15 protein-coding genes are annotated in these 20,445 nt (G+C 44.1%); 12 read left to right on the plus strand and 3 right to left on the minus strand.

Going from position 1 to position 20,445, the window contains the following annotated elements; all coding sequences use genetic code 11:
* Positions 1 to 12 precede the first annotated feature (12 nt).
* From HMPREF0373_RS17140 to HMPREF0373_RS05075, 3 genes are all read left to right on the plus strand, one after another.
* Entirely contained in the window at positions 13 to 852 is an 840-nt protein-coding gene (locus HMPREF0373_RS17140) for an HNH endonuclease (protein WP_021738550.1), read from the plus strand.
* A 204-nt stretch (positions 853 to 1,056) separates the two neighbouring features.
* Positions 1,057 to 1,350, plus strand: a complete 294-nt coding sequence (locus HMPREF0373_RS05070; RefSeq protein ID WP_021738551.1) for a type II toxin-antitoxin system RelB/DinJ family antitoxin — start codon at positions 1,057 to 1,059, stop codon at positions 1,348 to 1,350.
* The gene (locus HMPREF0373_RS05075; RefSeq protein ID WP_021738552.1) at positions 1,340 to 1,654 is read left to right on the plus strand and encodes a type II toxin-antitoxin system RelE/ParE family toxin; all 315 of its coding nucleotides are present in this window, start codon (positions 1,340 to 1,342) and stop codon (positions 1,652 to 1,654) included. The genes HMPREF0373_RS05070 and HMPREF0373_RS05075 overlap by 11 nt, the downstream gene beginning before the upstream one ends.
* 212 nt (positions 1,655 to 1,866) lie before the next feature.
* Here HMPREF0373_RS05075 and HMPREF0373_RS05080 read toward each other — a convergent pair whose 3' ends face one another.
* Together HMPREF0373_RS05080 and HMPREF0373_RS05085 are read right to left on the minus strand one after the other, a co-directional pair.
* Complete coding sequence (locus HMPREF0373_RS05080) at positions 1,867 to 3,729, minus strand: acyl-CoA dehydratase activase (RefSeq protein WP_021738553.1); 1,863 nt, start codon at positions 3,727 to 3,729, stop codon at positions 1,867 to 1,869.
* Positions 3,729 to 5,003, minus strand: a complete 1,275-nt coding sequence (locus tag HMPREF0373_RS05085; RefSeq protein ID WP_021738554.1) for a 2-hydroxyacyl-CoA dehydratase family protein — start codon at positions 5,001 to 5,003, stop codon at positions 3,729 to 3,731. The genes HMPREF0373_RS05080 and HMPREF0373_RS05085 overlap by 1 nt, the downstream gene beginning before the upstream one ends.
* 333 nt (positions 5,004 to 5,336) lie before the next feature.
* On the opposite strand from HMPREF0373_RS05085, the gene HMPREF0373_RS05090 reads away from it, so the two are divergent.
* The 9 genes from HMPREF0373_RS05090 to HMPREF0373_RS05130 all read left to right on the plus strand — a co-directional run bounded on the left by HMPREF0373_RS05090 (position 5,337) and on the right by HMPREF0373_RS05130 (position 19,782).
* The gene (locus HMPREF0373_RS05090; protein ID WP_021738555.1) at positions 5,337 to 6,476 is read left to right on the plus strand and encodes a DUF362 domain-containing protein; all 1,140 of its coding nucleotides are present in this window, start codon (positions 5,337 to 5,339) and stop codon (positions 6,474 to 6,476) included.
* Positions 6,477 to 6,517: 41 nt separating this feature from the next.
* Positions 6,518 to 7,453: a hypothetical protein gene (locus tag HMPREF0373_RS15975; protein WP_021738556.1), complete on the plus strand. Its 936-nt coding sequence runs from the start codon at positions 6,518 to 6,520 to the stop codon at positions 7,451 to 7,453.
* Between the two features lie 11 nt (positions 7,454 to 7,464).
* Positions 7,465 to 8,163, plus strand: coding sequence for a response regulator transcription factor (locus tag HMPREF0373_RS05100; RefSeq protein WP_022036193.1), 699 nt, complete (start codon positions 7,465 to 7,467; stop codon positions 8,161 to 8,163).
* Positions 8,164 to 8,166: 3 nt separating this feature from the next.
* Positions 8,167 to 10,194, plus strand: a complete 2,028-nt coding sequence (locus HMPREF0373_RS15980) for a sensor histidine kinase (protein WP_021738558.1) — start codon at positions 8,167 to 8,169, stop codon at positions 10,192 to 10,194.
* Positions 10,195 to 10,347: 153 nt separating this feature from the next.
* Entirely contained in the window at positions 10,348 to 12,633 is a 2,286-nt protein-coding gene (locus HMPREF0373_RS05110) for a hydratase (protein ID WP_021738559.1), read from the plus strand.
* 274 nt (positions 12,634 to 12,907) lie between these two features.
* Complete coding sequence (locus tag HMPREF0373_RS05115; protein WP_021738561.1) at positions 12,908 to 14,278, plus strand: AI-2E family transporter; 1,371 nt, start codon at positions 12,908 to 12,910, stop codon at positions 14,276 to 14,278.
* Positions 14,279 to 14,320: 42 nt separating this feature from the next.
* Positions 14,321 to 17,140, plus strand: a complete 2,820-nt coding sequence (locus HMPREF0373_RS05120; RefSeq protein WP_021738562.1) for a hypothetical protein — start codon at positions 14,321 to 14,323, stop codon at positions 17,138 to 17,140.
* Between the two features lie 39 nt (positions 17,141 to 17,179).
* On the plus strand, positions 17,180 to 19,081 hold the full coding sequence (glgB, locus tag HMPREF0373_RS05125; protein WP_044962993.1) for a 1,4-alpha-glucan branching protein GlgB: 1,902 nt from the start codon (positions 17,180 to 17,182) through the stop codon (positions 19,079 to 19,081).
* 128 nt (positions 19,082 to 19,209) lie between these two features.
* Positions 19,210 to 19,782: a phosphatase PAP2 family protein gene (locus tag HMPREF0373_RS05130; RefSeq protein WP_021738564.1), complete on the plus strand. Its 573-nt coding sequence runs from the start codon at positions 19,210 to 19,212 to the stop codon at positions 19,780 to 19,782.
* Between the two features lie 138 nt (positions 19,783 to 19,920).
* On the opposite strand, the gene HMPREF0373_RS05135 is transcribed toward HMPREF0373_RS05130, so the two are convergent.
* Positions 19,921 to 20,442, minus strand: coding sequence for a peptidylprolyl isomerase (locus HMPREF0373_RS05135; RefSeq protein ID WP_021738565.1), 522 nt, complete (start codon positions 20,440 to 20,442; stop codon positions 19,921 to 19,923).
* Positions 20,443 to 20,445: the final 3 nt, after the last annotated feature.

Here is a 20,445-nt window from a genome sequence, read left to right on the forward strand (position 1 = left end):
AATGGGAATGTAATGGGAGAGAATGATTTTATCATTGTAATTTCAATAGGTTTATGTATAGTTGCTATTTGTATAATTGCTTTTTGCATAGGAAGAATTCAAAATAAGCAGTATGAGCCTAAAGTGGTAGAGACAAGTAAACGGTATTCCGATATAACGAGACTGAATAAGGAATACAAATTTAATAATGTATCATCTAAAATTGTATATTCAAAAACTTTAAACACAAAACAGATGTTTGATAAATTTGATTTGGATGCATATTTCCAACAAATGGTTGAGTTGAATATGAGCGAACTCAGACAAAAAAAAGCATATCTCTTGGAAAATGCTACTTTAAAAAAATCATATGATAGTGAGTTACAAAATATACACGGATTTGCAGATGAAGAATATGTAAAAAAATTAAAACTTTCATGGAAAAGATATCATGAAGTGGAGCTGGAACTATGTAATTTAATTGAAAAAAATCCGCCTCAGAATATAGAGATTATTTGTTATAAGTTGTACACGAGTCCTAAAGGGCAGAATTCGTATACACAGAATAAGAGATTTTTTTCCTATGAATTAGAAAAGGCTTTTCAAAAAGCGATAGAAAGTAAAAAAATTCGAGAAAGTAAAGAATATCAGCGAAGAACTATGTCTGACTCTTTGCGGTATGATATTTTAAAAAGAGACGGCTTCCGTTGTGTACTGTGTGGAAGATCAGCAGCGGATGGAGTAAAACTGCATGTTGATCATATTAAACCAATAGCAAAGGGTGGGAAAACGGTAGAGTTTAATTTACGCACGTTATGTGAACATTGCAATTGGGGAAAGTCAGATAAATTTGATTCAGATGGGGTAAATTAAATATTTTAAAGCAAGTATGAATTGTTATCATATCAGAAAACACAACTCGAAAGTTTGCGGACTTTCGGGTTGTGTTTATTTTGAAAATATATAGATTTTTGAATATCTAAATAACTGAGAAAGAAATGCAAAATCAATACAAATGTATTGAAGTGTATATTATATAGATATATAATTAAGAAAAGTTGGAAAGGAGCAGATAGAATGGCAAGTACAATACAGGTAAGAGTTGATGACGAAATAAAATCAAAAGCAGATATGTTGTTTAAAGATCTTGGAATGGACACTACAACTGCGATTAGAATATTTTTGGTGCAGGCAATAGCAAATGACGGATTCCCCTTTGAGATAAAGAAAAAAACGATTAATCCGTATAGGACTCTTTCTGAAAGTGAATTTATGGATAAACTTGAGACTTCACGTATGCATGCAAACCAGGGTGATTATCGTGATGCGGATGATGTGATTGCAGAAATGAGGAATCGGTATGGGTTATAAAGTTGTTGTTACATCAGATGCAGAAAAGGATTTTGATCGGTTTATCCAGTACCTGCTTTTTGAAAAGAAAAACGTTCAGGCAGCACAAAGTGTTCTGAATGATTTTGAAGCAACAAAAAAGAGTTTGGTACAAGTGGCAGAAAGTCTTAAATTATGTGAAAATCCACGTTTACAAATGTTTGGGTATAGGCGTATTAATTTTTTGTCACATCGGTATTTTATGTTATATCGAATAGAGGAAGACATTGTATTTATTGATAATATTTTCCACGAATTACAAGACTATGAAAATCGTATGATGTAGTTGATGTTATAGGGCATAAATGAAAAGAGCTAATTATTTTGCTGTACGCTATATTGTATTTTTTAAAAACTGCCATGTAAAAGTATAAATATAAAACGTAAATAGAAGAGAGCAGGCTGTTTTTTCTCAAGGAGCGATTGCTAGCGACTGAGACAAAACAGCCTGCTCTCTTTTTCAAAATCTACAACTTAGCCACAAAAGAAGCTAGAAAATCAAAGCACACGTTCCAGACCATACAGTGCCGCACCCAGCGCCCCGACGATCTCCGGTTCACCGGAGATATAAAGCGGTGCTTTCAGCTGTTCTTCCAGCACTTTGACCACACCCGGATTCTTGGCGACACCACCGGTCATCATATAACCCGGTTCCAGTCCGACGCGGCGCATCAGGGAAATCGCTTTTGCGGCAATAGCCATATGGATGCCGTGCGCGATATCTGATGTCTCCTTGTTCTGCGCGATCAGGGAAATGACTTCGGATTCTGCAAATACGGAGCACATACTGCTGATTTCGATGTTTTCTGTGGACTTCAGAGACAGCACTCCAAGATCTTCAATATCAACTTCCAGTGTGCGTGCCATCATTTCCAGAAAACGACCGGTTCCGGCTGCACATTTGTCGTTCATGACAAAATCGGTGACATCTCCTTTTTCATTCAGATGGATGGCTTTACTGTCCTGTCCTCCGATATCGAGAATGGTGCGGATCTGCGGATTCAGATAATGAGCTCCCTTTCCGTGACAGCTGATCTCGGTTACGTTTTCATCGGCAAAAGGAATGCTGACACGGCCGTAACCGGTGGACACAATTTTTATCAGGTCAGAGCGTTGCAGTCCGGCTTTTTCTAAAATCTCTTTCAAAATGCGCTGTGCACTTTCGCCGCTTTTGGCACCGGTGCGGATGACGGCAGATGCGATCAGTTCCCTGTTCTGGTTTAAAATCACTGCATTGGTGGACGTGGAGCCGCTGTCAATGCCCATGACATAGACCGGTGCAGAAGCGGAAGCTGCTGCGGGATGGTCTGCGGCTGCAGTTTTATTATTTGAACTGTTATCAGCTGTCTGCCGGGGAATGCCTTTGCTTTCCGGCGACTGTCGTTTGTTTCTAAATAACATGTTTTCTCCTTTTTTTACACGAAGGGATTCTAAAAATGCTTCCAGACGGGTCAGAATCTGACCGGCGCATTGAGCGGTGGCATCAGTTTCTATTTTCAGAATCGGCAGATCGGAGGTCTCGTGCAGTTTTGTATATTCATAGGCGTAGATATCACAGAATTTGACGGTGTGATAGATAATGCCGTCTATGCGTTTTTCATAAGCTTCCAGAATCCTCTGCCGGTTGGAGGCTGCAGCCATGCGCATGCAGGGAAGCTGATCCAGCAGGGCATGTGCGTAGGCGGGGAGGATTTGTGCTGCATGCAGGTCATAGTTGCGCTGAATGCCGGTGCAGGTCAGATCCAGAATGACTTTAGCCTGATGATCTGCGATCAGCTGCCGGATCTCGGATCCGGGGCGGGCACCGGCCAGGGCGATGTGGAGTTTGCCATCCTGTGAAGATGTGGACGAGTCATTCGTTGAAATTGTTGGGGCTGGTGAGTGATCAACAATAGCTGCTGATTGCCAGGTGGATGCATCGAAATCCCGAGAAACATTTGTACGTTTCTGCTCTGTGGCACGTTTCCTGCAGATTTCCAGAAGTTTCTCTTCAGAAAATGTTTTCCCGGAAAAAGCAGTGTAAGCGTCAATAAGCTTTTCCAGCTGCCGGGTGTAAAGCGTGACGGCAAAGTCATTGATCTTGCGGGGCAGATCCAGGCAGAAGAAAAATTTGTCCGGAAACAGGTGACGGAGAATATCATAAAGGCGGCGGGAACTGTCACAACAGGAGGTGAAGATCATTCCGTCATAATCCTGTTTTTCAAATTCTTCCAGAACCGCTTTGGAAAAAGAGCACATATTCGGATGCATCAGGGCATCTGCCTGGGTGAAAGTTGTGACATGAGGTTCCATGCAGGTGATGTTCGTACCGAAAGCCTGAAATAATTCTTCCGGAACATATTTGCAAAAATAAGCCAGCATTATGCTTCCTCCTTTCTTTGTCGAAGTACTTCGAGAAATGCCTCAAAGCGGGTGCGGATCTGACCGTCGTGGCTGTTGCGGCGATCCATGCCATCGCCGTCCAGAACCAGGAGCGGAATATTTTGCCGGTCCAGTTCTTCTTTCAACAGCATGACTCCGCCGGAGGACTGCTTGCAGCCCCAGTGACAGAAATTGATGACACCGTCAGAATGCAGATCCTGTGCCAGTTCAGATACCAGTTTTGCTTTGCGTTCATATGGTCCGTTGTAGATATTTTGAACCATTTTTTCCGCCAGTGCATCCAGTGGATGTTCCGTGTTCAGTGGTGTGCGGTAATCCAGGTTCATCTCAATGGCCTGAATCTGGTAATTATCCGACAGATTGAAGTATTTCCGTAATGTTTCCTGATAGTAAGGCAGCAGATGCACCCAGAGAATATTAGTTCCGTGAAATTCCGGAGCAGCGGCCGCTTCAGCTTCCATCTGCTGATAAAAATGCAGGATTTCCGGTGTTCCGATATTCATGTGGGAGGCAAACAGCATATACATCTGCAGTGTCAGTGTGGACGGATAATGGTGGGTCTGCATGTGCTTTAAAAACCGTTCATAGCAGGCTTTCGATTCATTTTCCCGCTGCAGTACAGCGGTCAGTTCTTCCGGTTGGAATTTTTTGTGGAAGGTATCCTCCAGCATGGAGACCAGTTCTTTTAATTGCCCGGTAACGTATGCTGCCGCATTCGGTGTATCACATTGTGGGATATCCAGCAGAAAAGACGGTACATGATGCTTTTCAGACAGATGTCGGAACGTGTTGACGTTTCCGTCACAGATGGTTGACGTGGTGACCGCAAAGGCCGCCGGCGGGATAATGCCGCTGTCGATGGCACCAATGAAATTTTTGTGATAAGAGCACAGTGTGGAGGCCAGTCCTTCATTTTCCGCATAGTCAAGGAAATAGTCCTCAATGGTAAATCCGGACAGAAATGAAGACAGACATTCGATGGACAGGCTGTGCAGACCAAAGCATTGCAGCAGCTCCACCGGGGCAAAAATATTTGCCCAGACGGAAGTCTCCGGATGTTTCAGCGCTTCCAGTACTTCCCCTACGGCATAGGTGTTCAGATACTGGTAAGCACCTGGCAATTTCTTATCAGCAAGGTTCCGGCTGCGAAATTGCTCCAGTGCCAGACCGGCTTTGATCATGCGAAAAGCGGCCAGTGGATGATCCGGAGCATATTTTTTTATGATATTTCCATAAGTACGAATGATTTCCATAAATTTGGGTTCTCTTTCTGTTTCATATTAAAACAATATTGAAAATGATTTCCATAGCATTATACAGGAAAACATCTTTTTTGGCGAGAAATACTTCTGAGGTGTAGCGGTGCAGTGATTCTGAGATGAATATGTCAGCTTACGCTGGCCAGAATTACGCACCAGGTCTCACATGCGTTCGACTTGAAGATAACGTCAAATGGGGATGGAGTTAAGAAAATTTTAACTGTAAAGAAAAGAGCGATTATGGTAAACTGAAAGTGGATGTCACTTCCCAAAAAATATTGATTATACGGATTGCTAAGTGCATCTATTAAGCGAGGAGTTAGAACAATGGAAAAATCAAAAGTATATTTCACATCATTTAAAACAAGTTTTACAGAAAATCTGATGCAGAAGCTGGCACGGCTGGTAAAGACTGCTGGTATCGAAAACATTGATTTTCAGGATCATTATGCAGCAATCAAAATTCATTTTGGAGAATATGGAAACCTGGCATTTCTGCGCCCGAATTATGCAAAAGTCATTGCAGATATCGTAAAAGAACAGGGTGGAAAAGCGTTTCTGACAGATTGTAATACACTGTATGTAGGAAGCCGTAAAAATGCGGTAGATCATCTGGAGACTGCATATATGAATGGATTTACTCCGTATGCTACCGGCTGCCCGGTTATCATCGCGGACGGACTAAAAGGTACCGATGAGGTACTTGTTCCGGTGGAGGGCGAGTATGTCAAAGAGGCAAAGATCGGCCGTGCGCTGATGGATGCGGATATCCTGATCTCCCTGACCCATTTCAAAGGACATGAGTCAACCGGTTTCGGCGGTGCCATCAAAAATATCGGTATGGGCGGCGGATCCCGGGCAGGAAAAATGGAGCAGCACAGTGCAGGCAAGCCATATGTGAACAAAAGACTCTGTGTGGGCTGCGGTATGTGTACGAGAGTATGTGCCCACGATGCCATTACCATTGACGAACGCAAAGCACAGATCAATCATGATAAATGTGTGGGCTGCGGCAGATGTGTTGGTGTCTGTCCGAAAGATGCAGTGACACCGGGGCTTTCCGAGTCCAATGATATCTTAAACTGCAAAATGGCAGAGTACACGCTGGCAATCTGCAAGGATCGTCCGTGTTTCCATATTTCACTGATTTGTGATGTGTCACCGAACTGTGACTGTCATCCAGAAAATGACCGCCCGATCATTCCGAACGTTGGTATGTTGGCATCTTTTGATCCGGTAGCTCTGGACATGGCTTGCGCGGATCTGTGTAATCAGCAGCCGGTATTGTCAAACAGTGTGCTGGCTGAAAATATAGAGCAGCATAAACATGAGCACGGAGAATGTGACTGCGGACACGGACACGATCATTTCTATTTTACACATCCGGATACAAACTGGAGAAGCTGCATCGAGCATGCGGTCAAGATTGGTCTTGGTACTGACCAGTATGAACTGATCGAAGTATAAAAATTCAAGTAGAAAAGAAGAAGGAATGAGGACAGGAAACTATGAGCCCACAAGATAAAGTAGAGCGGGTATTAAAAGAAATCCATGTGGCATTTTCAAAAAGTGAAACATACAATGGACACCCGGATAAAGTAATCATAGACCGCAAGCAGTTTTTGAATCTGTTGGATCGGCTGAATCAGGGGATTTACGATATGATGGATCAGTATGAGCAGACACGGCAGAGCAGAAGCAATGCGGAGCGGGCTTTTCGTAAAAAAGGGGATGAAATTATTGAGGCGGCCAATGCAAACGCGGAGGATGTGTATGCTGCATCTGTCATTTATACGGCAGATATGATCGGTGCGATCCGGGAACTGATGGATCATACCAACGATTCCATGAATGATTTGTTTTTGCAGTTCCGGAAAGATCTGCGGGAACAGAAGGACAAGCTGCAGGCACATGAAAACGAATTACAGGGGCAACTGGCGGATCTGACGGACACAAAGAAATACCTGTCCATTATTGATGATATCAATAAAGAGCGGGCACGAAAAAAAAGGGATTTGGATGCTGAGCGGGAAACCGGAGTACAGTATGCAAAAAACATGATCTACACACCGCCTTCCAGTCCGGAAATCAAAGTGAATGAGCAGTATTTTGAAAATTCCGGAACAAAGAAACCGGAGGATATACTGTGCGAACCGGCACCGGCGGAAAAACCGGATATTAAGATCAATACAAATGCAGCTTATTTTAAATGGAGGGAAAGTCAGAACGCAAAAGCGGATGGTCAGGAGCAGACAGCAGATGCAGCGGATGGTTCCGGAGGAGAGAGCGTGCATCCAAATCCGGAATTTCCGGATGAAGAATCCATCCGTCAGGCGGTTCTGGCAGATGAATTTGCGGCAGAGCAGGCACAGAATACAGCCCGGAAAAAGGAAAAACGGGATGCAGGTTCGCTGTTGAAAGATCTGATCTTTGGAAAGGAGTAGGAGAGATTTTGTTGAACAATATATTAGTGTGTGATGATGATACAGCAATTGTAGATTCCATTGAGATTTATCTCCAGCAGGAAGGATATCATGTGATTAAGGCGTATGATGGTGTGCAGGCTCTGGAGGTACTTCGCAAGGAAGAGATACAGCTTGTCATCATCGATGTAATGATGCCGCGTCTGGACGGAATCCGTGCAATCTTAAAAATCCGGGAAGAGAGCAATATGCCAATCATCGTGCTGTCAGCAAAGACAGCAGATTCAGACAAGATTCTCGGATTGAATGTAGGAGCGGATGATTATGTCTCAAAGCCATTTAATCCGCTGGAACTGGTGGCAAGGGTCAATTCCCAGATGCGCCGTTATACAAAGCTGGGCAACGCGGCAGAGTCCAGCAAAGTATTTCAGAGCGGCGGACTGGCGATCAATGACGATCTGAAGTCCGTCAGTGTGGATGGAGAGGCAGTCCGTCTGACTCCGATTGAATATAACATTTTACTGCTTCTGGTGAAAAATCAGGGCAAGGTATTTTCTATTAATCAGATTTACGAAAATATATGGAATGAAGAAGCCATCGGAGCGGACAATACAGTAGCGGTACATATCCGCCACATCAGAGAAAAAATAGAGATTAATCCAAAGGAGCCGCAGTATCTGAAAGTGGTCTGGGGAGTTGGATACAAGATTGAAAAAATAGAACCGAGGTAATCGATGGAACAGAACAGAAAGCGCTATTCATCACTGGCAAAAGCCATTGTGATCGGTCTGCAGATGATTGCGGCGGTGGTGGCCTCAGTCAGTATCGTGTTGTTCAGTACCTGTGTCAATCAGAATATGCTGAATATGGGGGATCTGCAAAATTCTTCTTTCGTGGAATCCGGTTATTTTGAGCGGACGTTTTCGAAACAGATGATGCAGCTGCTGGATTATCTGAATCTGCGGGAAGCGTTTGAAACGGACGGAGTATTTGATGAGAACCGTCCGGAGACCGTGAACGCATCACCGGAAAAAATTGCGGATTACAAAGTTTACAACAACAAATATGACCAGAATAATACCAATGTATATTACTGGCTGGGTGATCTTAGGGATAATACATATGTGACAAATATGAAAGAAACCAAAACGCAGGAAGATGCCTATGATCAGGCGGTAAAATACGGACGGTATCTGAGTTATAACAACAAAACGTTCCGCTTTGAGACAAACATTGGCGGAATGGAAAATAACTATTATCAGAACATGGCACAGTATAATGAACTGCAGAAAGGCGACTTCAGTCTGATCGTAGCGGTGGATGTGAAATTCCCACAGGAGGATGATCTGGCTGTGGCAAAGCGGGAGTTTGATAAATTGTATCCCTGGGCGCAGCGGAGTCTTGTGCTGGCAGCAGTCGGTATTGTGGTGTGGCTGATCGGACTGTGTTATATGACAGTAGCTGCGGCAAAACGGAGTGAAGATAAGGAAGTGCATCTGACGAATTTTGACAAGATCCGGACGGAGATTCCCATTGCGCTGTTGTTTGTGTTCAGTATCTGCCTGACGGCACTTGGCATGCGGGTGCACAGCCAGAGTTATGGTGTTATGAGCCGTATGGTTATAGTAGGAACCTTTGCCGTATTAGCGGATTGCTGTTTTATGGGCATGTACCTGAGTCTGGTGCGTCGGGTAAAAGCAGATACATTTTTTGAAAACAGTTACCTGCACTGGCTGCTGGTCAATCTGAAAGACACTATGCATAACCGTTATCTGGGCAACCGGATGACTCTGGTAATCTGGGGGATTGTACTGTCAAATGTCGCCATAGCCTATCTGGCTTTTCACTGTGGGTACATCTGGGCATACATTCTGCTGGCAATCTTCCTGGTGTTCACGCTGATCTATTTTTCACAACGTGTGATACAGCGAAGGAAGATCCTGGAAGGTATTGAACAGATCACCCAGGGAAAATTTGATTATAAGCTGAATCTGAGTGAGTATCAGGGCGATGAATATCAGTTGGCGGAAGGCATCAATCATATTGGCGAGGGTCTGGCCAATGCCATCGGTGAAAGCGTACGGGATGAGCGGATGAAAGCGAATATGATCACGAATATTTCCCATGATATCAAGACACCGCTTACATCCATCATTAATTATATAGGTCTGCTGCGCCGGGAAAAAATCGATAATCCAAGTGCGGAATCCTATATAGAAGTATTGGAATCGAAAGCGATGCGCTTAAAACAGTTAATGGAAGATCTGTTGGATGTGTCCCGTATTTCTTCCGGAAATATTACACTGCAGATGGATGACATTGATCTGGTGGAACTGGTGCGTCAGACCGGTGGTGAATTTAATGAAAAACTGGAGCAGAAAGGGCTGAATGTCATCAGTAAATTCCCAAAGGAAGCGGTGATGATCTATGCAGATGGAAGACAGCTGTGGCGTGTCATCGGAAATTTGTATAATAATACAGCAAAGTATGCGATGCCGGACACACGGGTGTATGCGGAGGTGGCTAAGGATGGCTATGAGGCAACCTTTACCATGAAAAATATTTCTGAAAAACTGCTGAATGTGGATGCAGATACGCTGGCGGAGCGGTTTGTGCGGGGAGATGAATCCCGCAGTACCGAAGGAAGCGGTCTGGGACTTTCCATCTCAAAAATGCTGACGGAACTTATGGGCGGCAAATTTGAGATTGATCTGGAGGATGATCTCTTCCGGGTGAAGCTTACGTTCCGCTGTAAGGAATAACATTAATGGTACGATTTACAACTTTAATTGACTGAAGTGAAAAACCTTGCTTTTTATGAGGCACCTTATTATAATAGAGAAGAATTATTGTCAAAATCACTGACAGAACAACAGAGAGTGTAAAAAAGAATTTTCTAAGGAGGGCACAGAACCATGAAATTACATGAGAATGGTGTATATCTGCTCAATGGAACGGAGATTATCGAAGATAATCAGGAGGCTGCTGCATGTCTTGCGGCAAAAACAGGAAAAACAGTGACCGCTGCAGAAGCTGCAACGGGTACAATGGCATATCGTATTTTGAAAGCACATAATACTTCCGGAAATATGGAACAGCTGCAGATTAAATTTGATAAGCTGACTTCCCATGACATTACTTTTGTCGGTATCATTCAGACTGCCCGTGCATCAGGTCTGGAGAAATTTCCGGTTCCGTATGTACTGACAAACTGTCACAACAGTTTATGCGCTGTTGGTGGAACCATCAACGAGGATGACCATATGTTTGGTCTGAGCTGTGCAAAGCGATATGGTGGAATTTATGTACCGCCTCATCAGGCAGTCATCCATCAGTTTGCCCGTGAAATGCTGGCAGGCGGCGGAAAAATGATTCTTGGTTCTGATTCTCATACAAGATATGGTGCACTGGGTACCATGGCAATGGGCGAGGGTGGACCGGAGCTGGTAAAACAGCTGCTCTGCAAAACATATGACATCAAAATGCCGGGTGTGGTAGCGATCTATCTGACCGGTGAGCCGATGAAAGGTGTCGGACCGCAGGATGTGGCTCTGGCAATTATCGGTGCCGTATTTAAAAACGGTTATGTGAATAATAAAGTTATGGAGTTTGTCGGACCTGGTGTGGCATCTTTGAGTGCTGATTTCCGTATCGGCGTGGACGTTATGACCACAGAGACCACCTGCCTGTCCTCCATCTGGGTAACGGATGACAAAATCAGAGAATTTTATGATATCCATGGCAGATCTGCAGATTATGCAGAACTGAAACCAGAGAAAGTTGCTTATTATGATGGCTGTGTAGAAGTGAACTTAAGCGAAATCAAACCAATGATCGCTATGCCATTTCATCCGAGCAATACATATACGATTGAAGAAGTAAATGCAAACCTGGAAGACGTTCTGGCAGAGGTTGAGAAGAACGCGTTGGTAAGTCTGGACGGAGCCGTAGAATATAAACTGCGTGACAAGATCCGCAATGGAAAACTGTATGTAGATCAGGGTATTATCGCAGGATGTGCCGGCGGTGGATTTGAAAACATCTGTGCAGCAGCAGACATTCTGAATGGCAAGAGTATCGGACCGGATGAGTTTACCTTAAGTGTATATCCGGCAAGTATGCCTGTTTATATGGAACTGGTAAAAAATGGTGCAGCAGCGAAGATCATGGAGACCGGTGCGATCATGAAAACTGCATTCTGTGGACCATGCTTCGGAGCTGGTGATACACCGAACAACAATGGATTCAGTATCCGTCATACAACGAGAAACTTCCCGAACCGGGAAGGCTCCAAACTGCAGAACGGTCAGATCGCTTCCGTAGCACTGATGGATGCACGTTCCATCGCTGCAACCGCTGCAAACAAAGGATATCTGACACCGGCAACGGATCTGGATGTAGAATATACAGGACCGAAATATTTCTTTGATAAATCAATTTATGAAAACCGTGTATTTGACAGCAAGGGTGTAGCTGATCCGGATCAGGAACTGAAATTCGGACCGAACATCAAAGACTGGCCGGCAATGAGTGCACTGACAGACAACCTGGTACTGAAAGTAGTATCTGAGATCCACGATCCGGTTACTACAACAGATGAGCTGATTCCGTCCGGCGAGACTTCTTCCTACCGTTCCAATCCGCTGGCACTGGCTGAGTTTGCCCTGTCCAGAAAGGATCCGGAATATGTCGGCCGTGCGAAAGAAGTACAGAAGGCAGAGAAAGCAAGAGTCAACGGTGAAAAACCGACGGAAGCATTACCGGAACTTGCACCGGTGATCGAGACAATCAAGACAAAATATCCGGATCTGAACCGTGAAAACTTTGGTATCGGAAGTACGATTTTTGCAGTAAAACCGGGTGACGGTTCCGCCAGAGAGCAGGCTGCTTCCTGTCAGAAAGTATTAGGCGGATGGGCGAATATTGCAAATGAATATGCAACAAAACGTTACCGTTCCAACCTGATCAACTGGGGTATGCTTCCATTCCTGATTCCGGAAGGAGACCTGCCATTTGCAAACGGTGATTATCTGTTTGTCCCGAATGTACGCAAAGCCATTGAGGACAAGCTGACAGATATCGAGGCATACGTGGTAAAAGACGGCGGGTTAAAATCGTTCACACTGAAAATGGGTGATCTGACAGACGATGAGAGAACCATTATTCTGAAAGGCTGCCTGATCAATTATTACAGAGATTAAGATCCTCAAACAGAAAAGAAACGAAAGTGTAGAGTACAGTGATTCTGAGAAGAATATGTCAGCTTTCGCTGACCAGATTCACGCACCAAGTCTCACGTGCGTTCGACTTGAAAAATATCTGATGAATAAAGTCAAAAAGAATCCTGGAAACGGGATTCTTTTGATTTTTTTGTGAACAATTCTGTTATGTACAGAAAAAGTATGGTATACTTATTTCATATTTTCAGTGGAGTCTGCAACCGGATTCCCGGATTTTTAGAAAGGCAGTTTTAGCATGCAGGAAGAGACAAAAAAAGAATATACTGCAACTCAGAAACAACCGGAGAAAAAGAAAGTAAATCTGGATATCCGCCCTTACCTGGCAATTGGTCTGACGGCCATTCTGGTGGTAATGGTGTGTATCGCAATCTTTTTTGTGGTATTGAGATTTGACGGGTTATTTTCCGGTTTTCAGGAGATTTTTCAAAGTCTTCAGGCTATTATTGTGGGATTGATCGTGGCATATCTGCTCAATCCGATCATGAAATGGTTTGAACGTTTTTTATATAAAAAAAGCAGACAGAAGTCAGAAGAACTGACACATAAGCAGTGTCAGAAAATACGAGCTGCATCGGTAGCGTTTGCCATGGCGGTATTTCTGACAATCATTGTAGTGCTGATCTGGCTGATCATACCGCAGCTGATCGTATGTATCGAGGATATTGTCCTGAGCATGAATGAAAAAGTGCAGAACCTGACCGAGTGGGTAGACCGCTTCTTAAAACAGGACAGCCCACTGGCCGGTCCGCTGGATACATTTATCGCAGATGCGTCCAAATATCTGGAGGAATGGCTGCGCAAGAGTGTACTGCAGCAGTCTGATTTTATTGCGAGTATTACGACCGGTGTCTATAACGTGGTGAAAGCTATATTTAATGTGATCATTGGATTTATCGTTTCCGTATATGTCCTGATGACAAAGGAAAAATTTATCGGGCAGTTAAAGAAAATCATTTATGCAATTTTCCGTCCACGTTACGGCAACGTAGTGATGGAAGTTGTCCGGAAAGCAGACGAGGTGTTTGGTGGATTTTTTATCGGAAAGATCATTGATTCCCTGATCATCGGGTGTATCTGCTTTGCAAGTCTGGCAATTTTGCGGATGCCGTATGTGGCACTTGTCAGTGTAATTGTCGGTGTGACAAATGTCATTCCGTTTTTCGGACCGTATATCGGAGCTATTCCAAGTGCAATCCTGATTTTTCTGGTAGATCCGATGAAGGGAATTTACTTCATTATCTACATTATCATTTTGCAGCAGGTGGACGGAAATGTCATCGGACCGAAAATCCTTGGCAACACGACGGGACTGTCACCGTTCTGGGTTATTTTTGCAATTCTGCTTTTCGGCGGAAGTTTCGGTGTAATAGGAATGCTGTTTGGTGTACCGATTTTTGCGGTACTGTACTATATCATAAAACGAGTGGTAGAACATGTGCTGAGAAAACGGCAGCTGCCGGAGCAGACGAAGGAATATATCGAGCTTGATACGGTGGATACCGTGACTAATCAGGTGAAGATGAAAGATCCAGAGAAAGAATTTGCAGAAAAAGCAGAAGAAAAAGAGTCAAAAACAAAGCATATCAATTTTAAAAAGAAAAAATAACATCTGAAAAATCAATAAAATACAGACATGAGGTGAATAACGGTGGATAAGTATGAGTATAAACTGAAACTGGAGCAGATTCAGAATCTGTTCGCAGCAGGAGATTATCTAACAGCAGCGGAGATGGCAGATACCATCAATTGGAAAAAGGTCCGCAGCAGCACAACGCTGTGCATGGTTGGCGAGATTTATGAAAAAACAGGCAAATACGATGCATGCCGTGAAGTATTGCTGCAGGCATATGATCATTCTCCGATTGGCAGAAATATCGTGTGCCAGCTGGCAGAGGTAGCCATTAAGGCAAAACATGTGGATGAGGCAGAGGAATATTACAACGAATTCCTTGAGATTGCACCGAAAGATAATATGCGTTATGTGCTGGCTTATGAGATTAGCTGTCTGAAAGATCAGCCACTGACAGACCGTATTGCAATCCTGGAAGAACTCAAAGAACATGAATATACAGAAAAATGGGCTTATGAGTTGGCAGTTCTGTACGGACAGGCAGAACTGCGGGACAAGTGTGTGGAAACCTGCGATGAACTGATCCTTTGGTTCGGCGATGGTGAATACGTGGAGAAAGCACTGGATCTGAAGCGTCTGTATCAGCCGTTGACTCCGGCACAGGAGGATAAATACAAGCAGTTCCGTGAGAAAAAAGGCATGGTGGAGATCAGTCTGCCGCAGAGTACAGAGCGGAAAAATGTCATCAAAGAGATGGTAAAGACAGCGGAGTGCGCATCCGAAGAAGCATCGGAGACAACTGTAACGGCAAGTAAATTTAATACTTCCAAGCTGCAGGAAGAACTGGCGAAAAGCATGCGTCAGATCATGAATGCTACAGAAAAAGAAACCGTTGCCGATACGATGGAAAATATCAAAAAGATTGTCAGTGATATTCCATATCTGAATGGCGAGCATGAAGAAGAGGCAGAGCATGCTTTTGATCAGGAAAAAATCAACGCCCAGGTAGACCGTTCCCTGAAAAAAGATTTCCATGCTTTAATGAAGGAACAGGAAGAATCGGAAAAAGAAGAGCAGGAGACTCAAAAGCAGGATATTGCAAAAGAAGAAGTAAGAGAAAATGCAGATGATACACAAAGTGAGATAAAAGAAATCAAACATGCCGGTGAAAAGGCAGATGCCGAGGAAGTCGCTTCTGCACAGGCAAGTATTGAGGAAGTACTGGAAGAGTGGAAGAAGACAAAGCGTGCGGCGGAAGCTGCCATGGCAGCAGCAGATCAGAAGAAGCTGGAAATGTCCAAAGAAAATGCATTGTTGGAAGCCGGTCAGATCATGGAGCGTCTGAAGACACTGATCCCGATTCTGTCTGCGACACCGGGAGAAGATCTTCCGGTTCCGGAAGATACCGTAGCTGCAAAACTTGCTTCTGGTGATGCGATGAAGGCAGCCGATGAAGAAGCGGCAGAAAATGAGAGCGCAGCAGCTCCTGAAGAGACAGAAAACGTTGAAGCATCGGATGATATATCGTCTGAAGATGAAACGGCAACAGCAAAAGCAGAATCCACAGATTCTGATGTTGATGCAGTTATGAAATCTACATCCGCAGAAAACAACGCTGATCAGGCAGAGACTTCCGTTGTTGAGGAAGCTGATTCTGATTTTGCAAGAGAAATGGCACAGGAAAACAGTGAAGCGGATGATACAGCCGATGATACGGTATCTACAGATACATCTGATTCTGTAGTAGAAGAGGATATTGCAGCAGCTGCATCAGCTGATATTTCCGGTGTTACAAGGGAAATGCCCGACCTTTCTGCATATCAGAACAGAGTGAGTGCAGAAACTCCGGATGAGTCTGGACATACAGAAGCAGGAGATGCAGAAACTACAGACACAGAAGCTGCGTCAGAAACAGTATCTGTATCCATGGAGGATCAAGCAGATGAGGATGAACTGCATGTGGTAGAATCTGCGCCGGATGAAGAACTGGAGAAAATGCTGGCACAGGCGACACAAATGTTTGTGGAGAATGCCAATGTGGAAGTACCGGTAGGCGAAGCAGCAGCGGTTTCACAGGATACCGGTGTTTTGCCGGAGATCAAACTGCCGGATGATCTGAAAGAAGAGCAGAAAGCATATGAGCTGACGGAAGAACAGAAAGAACTGTTCTCTTATTTCCTTCCGGTTCCGGGTATGGAAGATCAGATCAGCCAGATTTTACTGGGAACAAAATCCAGACTTGGTAATTCGGTTACATCTTTGACAGGCAACATTCTGATCCAGGGTGAGGAAGGCAGCGGTAAGACCGTATTTGCCACCAGCCTGATCAAAGCTATTGAGAAAGAAGTTGGAAATGAAGATGCCAAGATTGGTAAGATCAGTGCATCATCATTGAATGGAAAAGATTTTGCGGCACTGATTCCGCAGATCGACGGTGGTTATCTGATCATTGATAAAGCAGGAGAACTGAACCGTGAGACCGCACTCCGTATGTCTCAGTTGATGGAACAGAATACAAGAGGTATGGTGATCCTTCTGGAGGATACGAGAGCTGGAATCCGCAAGGCAATGCAGCTGGATTTTGGTTTTGCAAAGAAATTTACCGAGAAAGTGGACATCCCTATTTTTACGATCGATGAACTGGTAGAATTCGGAAAATCTTATGCAAAAGAGATGGAGTGCACCATTGACCAGATGGGGGTACTCGCTTTATACAATCGTATCAACAATATCCAAAAACTGGAGCGTGCAACCACACTGGCCGAGGTCAAGGATATTGTGGATGAGGCGATTGAAAATGCAGAAGGCGGCGGAATCAAGAAGGCGTTTGGTTCTATTTTCTCAAAGAAATATAATGAGAATGATTATCTGATTCTTCATGAAAAAGATTTTGAATAATCGCAATAAAAGTGAGTGGTTTTTAAGGAGGAAAACACTATGGGGAACATTTCTGAGTATGATATGTATCTGTTCGGCGCAGGTGTACATTATGACATGTATATGAAACTGGGGGCGCATCCATGTAAAAAGGGCAGATGGCAGGGTGTCAACTTTGCGGTATGGGCACCAAATGCAAAACGTGTATGGGTCATTGGTTCTTTCAATGACTGGAATGAGACCTCTCATGAAATGAAACGTCTGGAGCCAAATGGAATTTATGAACTGTTTATCAGCAATGTAAAGATTGGTGATATGTACAAATATCTCATTGAAACCCAGGATGGCAGAAAACTTTATAAGGCAGATCCTTATGCAAACTATGCGGAACTGCGTCCGGGCACTGCATCAAAAGTCGCAGATATCAGTAAGCTGAAATGGTCCGATGAAAAATGGATGGAAGCACGTGCGGCACATAAGGATGACGAGGTGTACCGTCAGCCAATGTCCATTTATGAAGTGCATCCGGGTTCCTGGAAACGTCATGCAGGCTATGAGGAAGACACCGGCTTTTATACATACCGTGAACTGGCAGTAGAACTGACAAAATATGTAAAGGAAATGGGTTACACCCATGTAGAAATGATGGGAATTTCCGAGTATCCGTTTGACGGTTCCTGGGGATATCAGGTAACAGGATATTTTGCACCGACGTCCCGCTACGGAACACCGGAGGATTTTGCATATATGATCAATTACCTGCACAGACATAAGATCGGTGTTATCCTGGACTGGGTTCCGGCGCATTTTCCGCGGGATGCCCACGGACTGGCTGAGTTTGACGGAACTTGCCTCTATGAGTACGCGGATCCGAGAAAAGGTGAGCATCCGGACTGGGGAACCAAGATTTTTGACTATGGTAAGACTGAGGTCAAGAATTTCCTTCTGAACTCTGCATTACTGTGGGTAGAGAAGTATCATATTGATGGTCTTCGTGTGGATGCGGTTGCTTCCATGCTGTATCTGGATTATGGTAAAGAAGCCGGACAATGGGTTCCAAATCAATACGGTGAAAATAAAAACCTGGAAGCGATTGAATTTTTCCGCCATCTGAATACACTGGTCTGCGGCAGAAATCCGGGAGCAGTTATGATCGCAGAGGAATCCACCGCATGGCCGATGGTAACCGGAAAAGCCGAGGACGGCGGACTGGATTTCACTTATAAATGGAACATGGGATGGATGCATGATTTTCTGGATTACATGAAACTGGATCCATATTTCCGCAAAGACAATCATAATAAGATGACATTTGCCATGAGTTACAATTATAGTGAGAAATACATTCTCGTACTTTCTCACGATGAGGTTGTTCATCTGAAATGTTCCATGTTGAATAAAATGCCGGGACTTGGCATTGACAAATACCGCAATCTGATGGCAGGATATGCGTTTATGATGGGACATCCGGGCAAAAAGCTGCTGTTCATGGGTCAGGACTTCGGACAGCTCCGGGAGTGGAGCGAAAAACGGGAACTTGACTGGGAACTTTTAAACGATGAAAATCACAGCCATTTACAGGCATTTGTAAAAGAACTGCTGACTATTTATAAAAAATATCCGGCAATGTATGAACTGGATGATCAGCCGGACGGATTTGAATGGATCAATCCGAATGACGGATATCGCAGTATTTTCAGTTTTGTTCGTCACGGAAAATCCGGCAGAAACAACCTGTTGTTTGTATGCAATTTTACACCGATGGCACGTCCGGATTATCGTGTGGGTGTACCGAAAAAGAAAAAATATACGTTATTGCTGAACAGCGATGATGCAAAATTCGGTGGCGAGGGCACAGAACGTCCGACTGTTTATCAGTCTGAAAAATCAGAATGTGACGGAAGACCGTATTCCTTCGCATACGAACTCCCACCATACGGAGTGGCAATCTTTAAATTCTGATAAATATTATGGAGTCCCACTGATACCTGCTTTTGTACAGTGGGACTTTCTTTACTGGAAAATTACGGTGAAGTGTGTGATAGCACACGTTTTTTATTGATAAAACAATCTGGAAAGGAAAGAGAGCAATGATAACGCTGGATACCGTTATTCAACAATTACATATATGGGATGGGCAGATTCTGCTTTTTATTCAGGAACATCTGCGTATGGAAGCACTGAATCCGATTGTGATCGCCATCACGAATCTTGGCAACACGGGAATCGTATGGATCGTGTTATCCATTGTTCTGCTGTTTCCCAAAAAGACCAGACGTGCGGGACTCCTTTCTCTGCTGGCATTATTGGGTTCCCTCTGCGTGACGAACTTCCTGCTGAAGAATTATGTGGCACGGGTCCGTCCTTATGAAGTGGTAGCAGGATTGCAGTGCCTGATCGCAGCACAGCCGGACTGGTCATTCCCTTCCGGTCATGCATCTGCTTCTTTTGCATCGGCAGTTGTGATCTATAAAAGCTGTCCGCGTGGAATCGGTGTGCCGGCATTGGTTCTGGCTTTTGCAATTTCGCTGTCCAGACTCTATGTGGGCGTGCATTATCCGAGCGATGTCATTGTGGGCATGGTGATCGGAACACTGATCGCACTGATCCTGTTCTGGATCTTCGGCGAGAAGAAATATAAGGCGCGGGCACGGCGACGTTAAGAGGCATGGCGTAAAAATTTTTGCATTGTAACGTAAATGCGTCCCATTTTATTTTTTCTTGGCAAGCGATTGCTAGCTGACAAGAAAAAATAAAATGGGACGCTTTCATTATTTTAAAGTTTTAGCCATGCAAACAAATTAGCATTTTTCCGGTTCCGGATAATCTACACCAAATGTCTCAACGGTTACTTTTGCCATTTTCTGCTGAGCCATTGGGCGGTCACTGTAATCGCAGCGAACTTCTGCGATCTTATTTACATTTTCCATACCTTCGATGACCTTACCGAAGCCTGCATATTCGCCATCAAGATGCGGAGCAGCTGCATGCATGATGAAGAACTGGCTTCCGGCGGAGTTTGGCATCATAGTACGTGCCATGGAAAGAACACCCGGTGTATGTTTCAGGTTGTTTGTGAAACCATTGTTGGAGAATTCGCCGTGGATGCTGTATCCCGGTCCGCCGATACCGGTTCCTTCCGGATCTCCGCCCTGGATCATGAAACCTCTGATGACACGGTGGAAGATCACACCGTCATAAAATCCTTTGTTTACCAGAGAGATGAAATTATTTACTGTATTTGGGGCGATTTCCGGATAAAGCTCTGCTTTGATGATATCGCCGTTTTCCATTTCAATTGTTACGATTGGATTCTGTGCCATAAT

The sequence above is a fragment of the Eubacterium ramulus ATCC 29099 genome, from assembly GCF_000469345.1.
Taxonomy (GTDB): Bacteria; Bacillota; Clostridia; order Lachnospirales; family Lachnospiraceae; genus Eubacterium_I; species Eubacterium_I ramulus.